Origin of the sequence: Coleofasciculus sp. E1-EBD-02 (assembly GCF_040218245.1) — a bacterium.
In the GTDB taxonomy this organism is placed as follows: Bacteria; Cyanobacteriota; Cyanobacteriia; order Cyanobacteriales; family Coleofasciculaceae; genus Coleofasciculus.
This window is the reverse complement of record NZ_JAVJQN010000237.1, coordinates 1-6,979: the sequence shown is the minus strand read 5'-3', so window position 1 is coordinate 6,979 and position 6,979 is coordinate 1. Positions and strand designations below refer to the sequence as shown.

Annotated in this window: 6 protein-coding genes and 1 pseudogene; 4 read left to right on the top strand and 3 right to left on the bottom strand. The window is 45.6% G+C overall.

Going from position 1 to position 6,979, the window contains the following annotated elements:
* Positions 1-538: IS1634 family transposase (locus RIC07_RS35190; RefSeq protein WP_446398563.1), on the top strand; the 538-nt coding region annotated here is incomplete at its 5' end.
* 19 nt (positions 539-557) lie between these two features.
* On the opposite strand, the gene RIC07_RS35185 is transcribed toward RIC07_RS35190, so the two are convergent.
* Positions 558-1,019: a Uma2 family endonuclease gene (locus RIC07_RS35185; protein ID WP_446398562.1), complete on the bottom strand. Its 462-nt coding sequence runs from the start codon at positions 1,017-1,019 to the stop codon at positions 558-560.
* A gap of 544 nt (positions 1,020-1,563) precedes the next feature.
* The gene (locus RIC07_RS35180; protein ID WP_446398561.1) at positions 1,564-2,583 is read right to left on the bottom strand and encodes a hypothetical protein; all 1,020 of its coding nucleotides are present in this window, start codon (positions 2,581-2,583) and stop codon (positions 1,564-1,566) included.
* A gap of 270 nt (positions 2,584-2,853) precedes the next feature.
* Between RIC07_RS35180 and RIC07_RS35175 the strand changes: the two genes are divergently transcribed.
* The 3 genes from RIC07_RS35175 (at position 2,854) to RIC07_RS35165 (ending at position 5,999) form a co-directional block, all read left to right on the top strand.
* Positions 2,854-4,098: an RNA-guided endonuclease InsQ/TnpB family protein gene (locus tag RIC07_RS35175; protein WP_446398560.1), complete on the top strand. Its 1,245-nt coding sequence runs from the start codon at positions 2,854-2,856 to the stop codon at positions 4,096-4,098.
* Positions 4,099-4,354: 256 nt separating this feature from the next.
* Positions 4,355-4,699: a hypothetical protein gene (locus RIC07_RS35170; protein WP_446376810.1), complete on the top strand. Its 345-nt coding sequence runs from the start codon at positions 4,355-4,357 to the stop codon at positions 4,697-4,699.
* Positions 4,671-5,999, top strand: coding sequence for an ATP-binding protein (locus tag RIC07_RS35165; protein WP_446398559.1), 1,329 nt, complete (start codon positions 4,671-4,673; stop codon positions 5,997-5,999). Before RIC07_RS35170 ends, RIC07_RS35165 begins: the two co-directional genes overlap by 29 nt.
* A 664-nt stretch (positions 6,000-6,663) precedes the next feature.
* Here the strand turns inward: RIC07_RS35165 and RIC07_RS35160 are convergent.
* Positions 6,664-6,979, bottom strand: a pseudogene (locus RIC07_RS35160) (hypothetical protein); the annotation flags it as partial.

Below are 6,979 nucleotides of genomic sequence, written 5' to 3'. Positions count from 1 at the left end.
AGCCACATTAGATGGCTTATATGTAGTGAGAAGTTCCGTACCCGAAGAAACACTGAATGCCGAAGATACTGTCAAAGCCTATAAGAGTTTATCCAAAGTTGAGCAAGCCTTTCGCAGCTACAAAACCATTGATTTAAAGGTACGCCCTATCTATCACCATAACAGCGATAGAGTCAAAGCCCATGTTTTCTTATGTATGTTGGCGTACTATGTGGAATGGCATATGCGTCGATGTTTAGCTCCGATTCTTTTTGATGAAGATGATTGGGAAAATGCTCTTGAGTTACGCGAAGGAATTGTGAACCATTCGACGAAGAGTGACTCGGCTTCTTCCAAAGCTAAAAGGAAGCGGACAGCCGATAATTTGCCCGTGCATAGCTTTCAAACCTTGTTGGCTGATTTAGGGACGATTGTTAACAATCGTATTCAATCTAATATCCCAGGTGTGAATTTCGACTTTGACAAGGTAACAGAACCGACTCCGGTACAAAGGAAGGCTTTAGATTTATTGGGCGTCAGCCTGATTTGTACCCAGTGAAGCCAAGAGTAAAATCGCCCTAAGCCAAGATAGGCATACAGTGTAGCGATTTGTCAAAGGGGAACTTCAGTATAACCAGGATACTTTCTACTTCTGGATCAATTAACCATCCGAATTCAGTACCGTGGCGGGAACAGTGGAGGAGATTGCTGAGGACTTTGGTTTGTCTTTGATCTGGAGAAAGAATTTCTATTGCCCAATCGGGATGGATTTCAAAGCGATTGGCAATTTTGCCAGATGGTTCAATCGGTATTCTTGCCCAACGAAACACGGCGATATCAGGAATGATAGAATCACCGCCAAAGGTGCAGCGGAGTTCCGGGAATGCCTTGGCAATTTTGTTGGGTTTAGCGACTCGATCAATAGCTTTGCATAATTCAATCTGAATCAGACTATGTTGACCCTGCGGTGTATGTTTTTGAATAATGTCTCCATTGATAAAAATCATTACAGCGCTTTCCTCTGCTATGAGGTACAACATCAATCTAGCAGTTTGAGGGATAGCGGGCTAATACTGTACTCCATAAGAGCGCAAACTGCTGTATCCATAATTGGAACCTATATCGTTAAATTACATGAGTCCTTAATTACATCAGGGCGCAAGGATGATGCCCCTACTGGCGTGACACAGCTAAAATAGTGGAATAGATTTCACCATCGAATAGGACACACGTCTGTCATCAGTGTCAATTTAAGCTAAACCCCTCACCCCCAGCCCCTCTCCCACGCCGGGGAGAGGGGAGCAAGAGAGTCCGGTTCCCCTTCTCCCCATGGAGGGAGAAGGGGTTAGGGGATGAGGGGGAAAGATTAGAGAAGTAAACAGACACAGCTTAAAAGCTTTCCAGTATTAGTTTTCGCCTTAAGTTGATACCAATGCACGTCTGTGCGCCCCTACGGTTTCGGGGCGTAATTCTAATTCATCAAATAAGGTGTGCCACGCCCCTACATTGTCCTGTGCCATTAGTAATTGAGAACCGCTATACTTGTGTAGACTTGTGTAGATGTAACTTCTCGAATACCATTATTCAACGTTTCTTCTTCGATCCAGAAGACCGACTATTACTACTGCCAAAACCAGAGGAACGATTTCGGGATGAACTTGGCTTAGGTTTCGATTGGCTAGACTGCCTTAAATTACTACTTCCATAACCCGAACCCGTGGTTCTGCTACCTGATGAAGACGGGGAGGAACTTGTTGAGGAACCTGTCGATGTTGGTGCAGATTGAGTGGTTGTAGTTGGATTTGTTGTTCCCGGTGAAGCTTGAGGCGTTCTCGATTTATCCGTTGGCGTTGATGGGGTTGTACTGGATGAATTCGTGGATGCGGGTGAGGTTCTCGGTGTTGTGGTTTGACTCGTGGTTGACTTTCGTAAGACTCCCGATGTGCGTAACTGATTGTTCCGTACCGCAGGCGGTGGTGTGTTGTGGTTGCTTTTATATTTCGTGACCGCTTGGTCATAACTTGAGGCATGATAACCACTATGCAGCACTTGACCGGATTGATAGGGGGGTGGAATATAGTATCGAGGAGAATAAAAGTCCAGTTCAATCTCAATCTCCCCGTCACTCTCAAAGGGTTGCCAATAGGTTGATTCCTCCCGCACAATTACCATTTCATTGTTCCCGGCGGGTTCGGTAACGGCGTGGATATATTCAATCTGAAACTCTGGACTCAAATGCAACACGGCTTGGTTATTCTGCATTTGCAGATAACTTTGTTCCCCAGCATTGAGTTCCTCTGGTGTGAGGGGTATCATTTGCGGGTTCGTGGTACTGTAAACCGGGGGCGTGGAATTCATTAAAAATAAGGTATACTGCCCATTAGCGTCATTGTAGGTCACTTGCTGGAGAGGATACTTCCCATCCGTGAGTCGAGTTTGAGACGATACAGTGTTGGTGTTTTGCTGTCCTACAGACTGAGAATAGTTGGTTGTATCCTGACAAGCCAGTGTTGTCCAACACAGCGTTACACTGAGAAGCACGGGAGTAAATTTGCGGAACGTTCGACGTGGCGTACCCATAACCGCTCCTAAATAATTTTTCATGGATACTATTGTAACTCGTGTTATTTAAGGACTGTTTAAACTGGACGCCTCGGTTTAACTCAACGCCAAAGGGGGGTCAGTCTCTGTCTATCAAGACGTGGGGGACTGGGGGAGCGATAGAACCCCGCCCTCAACGGAACGAAGGAACGAAGTGGAGTAGGGTGGGGGTGCCTTCACTCCCTCCGGGCAAAAAGCAGGTATTCAATATACCTGCTTTTTGCACTATATAATGGTCTATACTAAAATGCTTGGCATAGAGTTAAGTTAGCAATGCTAGTATTCGAGGCAAAATTACGAGGAACAGACGAGCAGTACGCCATCTTAGATGAGATGATTCGTACTGCTCGTTTTGTGCGTAATTCTTGTCTCCGTTACTGGATGGACAACAAAGGGGTCAACAAATATGACCTTAATAAATATTGCCGGGTACTTAGAGAGCAATTTGAATGGTGCAAGAAGCTTTCGGCTCAAGCTTGTCAGGCTAGTGCCGAAAGAGCATGGAGCGCCATTGCTAGGTTCTTTGATAACTGCAAGAAAAAGGTTCCAGGCAAGAAAGGTTTTCCCAAGTTTCGCAAGCATCAAACACCTTCCTCAGTAGAGTACAAGGTTGATGGTTGGGTGTTATCGGATGACCGATTAACCATTACATTTAGGGATGGCTTCAAGGCTGGAACCTTTAAAATGTGGGGTACTCGTGACTTGCACTTTTACCAAAAAGAGCAAATTAAGCGAGTGCGTGTTGTTCGTCGGGCTGATGGATATTATGTTCAGTTTTCCATCAAGCAAGAGCGCAATGAATATCACGAACCCACCAATCGAATGGTAGGCATAGATGTTGGTTTAAACCATTTCTACACCTCCTCAGAGGGAAACAAAGTAGAGAACCCTAGATTTTTGAGGAAAGCTGAAAAAGCCTTAAAAAAGGCACAGAAAAGGGTTTCTCGCAGAAAGAAAGATTCTAAGAATCGCCTCAAAGCCATCAAACGGTTAGGTAGGACGCATCTCAAGGTCTCAAGGCGGCGTAAAGACTTTGCAGTTAAGACGGCAAGGGCGCTTGTCCAGTCGGCAGACTTGGTAGCCATTGTAGACGCGCCAGCGGCTTGCCGAAGGCTAGACCTAAAAGTGCGGAACATGGTCAAAAACCATCATTTAGCTAAATCAATATCTGACGCCAGTTGGACGTTATTCAGGCAGTGGCTGGAGTATTTCGGGAAAGTATTTGATGTGCCAGTAATTGCTGTTGCACCTCATTACACGTCCCAGGACTGTTCCAATTGTGGACATGAAGTGAAGAAAGCCTTGTCCACTCGCACTCATAAATGTCCGTATTGCGGTTACTTAGATGACCGAGACACCAACGCCGCCATCAACATTTTGATGAAAGCGTTGCAAGGTCTGGCGCAACTACCGAGGGGCACTCGGAAAGTAACGCCTGGGGATGAGATGACCCTCTGCTTGGATGGGGAAACCCAAAAAAGTAAGGTTGCTCGACGAGCCAGGAACCCCCGTCAGTGATGATGGGAATCCCCGCCTTCAACGAAGTAAGGTGGGGAGGATGTCAATACTCAGAATTAAGTCTTGGATTATATGTGCGATCGCGAGTGTCGTTACATTTCTTAACCAACATCACCTGTCCCCAATTCTGATAATTTCTTGACAACAAGACACCTATAGTATCCTGATTTCGGGTCAGGCGTCCAGAATAGTGAAGAGAAAACGGATGGAAGAGTAATCGCAATCCTCACATCGATCTAGCAATTTGTAGGAAAAAATGAATAAACGACTATTGAGTGTCAGCCTCCTGTTCCCTATTTTACTGCTTGAGGCAGGTCACAGTTTAGCGCATTCTGGAAGTATAGCAAATCAAGCGTTCGTATTTTCCAGCTCTCGCCCGAGAACGTCTCAGGTTACACTCGATAGGCAAGAGTCTCCCCCATTTTTCCTGGCTGCTAGGAAAGAAAAACCCAAAACCTGTCGGTGGGCGGGTTATTGTGACGACGAGGATAACCAGGATAATGCAACAAGTGCGATCGCGTGGCGAGATGCCGTATCTTTCAACGACAATAGAATCAGGACGATGAGGACTTATGGGACTAGATCTACCGAGATTTTATAAAGCGTGCAATCCAAGCAAGCCCTTAACCGTAGGGGAAGTTGAAGATCAGCAGTATTATATTGATTTTTCCCCAGTGAGAGGGAATCGAATTATTCAGTCATTGCGACGCACCATTGCCTTAATTTCACCCGATGAACCCACTTGCCAACTGTTTACAGGTCATATTGGCTGCGGGAAGTCCACCGAATTGCTGCGACTCAAAGCCGAGTTAGAAAAGCAGGGCTACTATGTAGTTTACTTTGAGTCCTCCCAAGACTTGGATATGGCGGATGTCGATATTACGGATATTCTCCTCAGTGTAGCGGGTCGGGTCAGTGAAAGTTTAGAAGCGATTAAAATTAAACTCAAGCCTGGTTATTTTGCCAATCTGTTTAGTGAAATTGCCGACTTCCTGCAAACGCCAATTGAACTAAATGCCGAAGCTGAACTCTCGATTGGCATTGGTAAAATTACCGCCAAAACCAAAGAAAGCCCAAAACTCCGCCGCCGCTTACGGGAATATCTAGAACCCCGTACCAGTGGTATTTTAGAATCAATTAATACCGAACTATTAGGACGGGCAACCAAGGAACTGCGGCGACGAGGAAAGGCGGGGCTGGTCGTGATTGTCGATAATTTGGATCGGGTGGATAATCGTCCACTTCCCTCGGAACGCTTACAACCTGAATACTTATTTATTGACCGAGGTGACCAATTACGGAAACTGAATTGTCACGTTGTTTATACGATTCCGCTATCGTTAACGTTTTCCAATGATGTGGAAATTCTGAAAAATCGGTTAGGCGGTGGATTACCGCCAACGATTTTACCCATGGTTCCTGTGCGCGAACGGGATGGGTCAGAATGTAAAGAAGGGATGGATTTATTGCGGCAAATGGTCTTAGTGAGAGCATTTCCCAACCATACCCCAGCACAACGATTCGCCTTACTTCCCGAAGTCTTTGATAATACTGAAACCTTAGATCGTCTCTGTCAAATCAGCGGTGGGCATCTGCGGAACTTACTGGGACTTCTATTTGGCTGTTTGCGACAAATGGACCCCCCAATCTCGCGGGATTGTCTAGAAGGCGTGATTCGTGAAAGTCGGGATTACCTCACCTCATCCATTGATGATGAGGAGTGGGAGTTACTGTTTCAGGTGGTACAACAACAGACAGTGAAAGGAGACGTGGAATACACCACCCTACTGCGTAGCATGTTCGTCTATGAATACCGCGATCGCTATGGGAATTGGTTTTCTATTAATCCGGCGCTGGAAGAGACACAGAAGTTTCAAGATTGGTTGAGAGAAAACACCTAAAATGGTTGTTGCTGCAATCCTGGTTAACGGTAATTGTAGAGGCGGGTTTAGGGATTCAATGATGATAAACACCGCAAATAAAACAACAAAACCCGCCCTATCCCCACCACCAGATAACGAAATCTATCCTAATATTTCAGGCGATCGCACGCCAATCAAACCAATCCTGATACTGCTGGCGTGGGAGAGGGGCTGGGGGTGAGGGGTTGAGCTTAAGTTGACACGGGTGGATATTACAGCGCTTTCCTCTGCTATGAGGTACAACATCAATCTAGCAGTTTGAGGGATAGCGGGCTAATACTGTACTCCATAAGAGCGCAAACTGCTGTATCTTGCCCTTACCATAAATGGCTGGCTAATCAAGGAATTGAGCGATTTTAATTTTTCTTTTATGTCCTAACTCGAGTGCGTAGTCCACTTAATTAAATAGGGCATGGCAATGCCATGCCCCTACCATGGCGGAGAACGAATTGATCTGGTAGGGGCACGATATTATCGTGCCCTGATCTAGGTGGGCTTTGACCGATTATTAATTCCTGAGAAATCCAGTTCAGTTTGAATACCTAAAGCTTTCTTCTTACCGCTTCTAAAAACCTAGACAAACCTACCCATAAGTAATTCTGTCTTGGTATAAGTCCACGGTGTAACTTTTGGTCGATAACCGTTAACGCTTACACTTGGCTGATACCCGGCATTGTTGCTCGATATCAGCCTTAACCAACGGCTCCCAGTTAGAGATACTATAGTAATCGTGCCTACGATTGACTACAGGGCATCGACCAATAAAATTATTAAATTGATATAGAGCACTCCATACGTGCTTTCTCGGATTCACTCCAAGATAGGCGGACACAGAGCGCGGCAATCTCTCACTATACTTCATTCCTCTTCTGGCAATTGCCAGAGCCGCTACCACATCAGATGATAGTCCATACATCCGACTATATTTAACCAATCCAATCAAACTCGTGTAAGCTGGA

Excerpts from the sequence above, each read along its gene's own strand:
- RIC07_RS35180 (WP_446398561.1), bottom strand. The coding sequence starts at position 2,583 with ATGAAAAATTATTTAGGAGCGGTTATGGGTACGCCACGTCGAACGTTC.
- RIC07_RS35185 (WP_446398562.1), bottom strand. The coding sequence starts at position 1,019 with ATGTTGTACCTCATAGCAGAGGAAAGCGCTGTAATGATTTTTATCAAT.
- RIC07_RS35165 (WP_446398559.1), top strand. The coding sequence starts at position 4,671 with ATGGGACTAGATCTACCGAGATTTTATAAAGCGTGCAATCCAAGCAAG.
- RIC07_RS35170 (WP_446376810.1), top strand. The coding sequence starts at position 4,355 with ATGAATAAACGACTATTGAGTGTCAGCCTCCTGTTCCCTATTTTACTG.
- RIC07_RS35175 (WP_446398560.1), top strand. The coding sequence starts at position 2,854 with ATGCTAGTATTCGAGGCAAAATTACGAGGAACAGACGAGCAGTACGCC.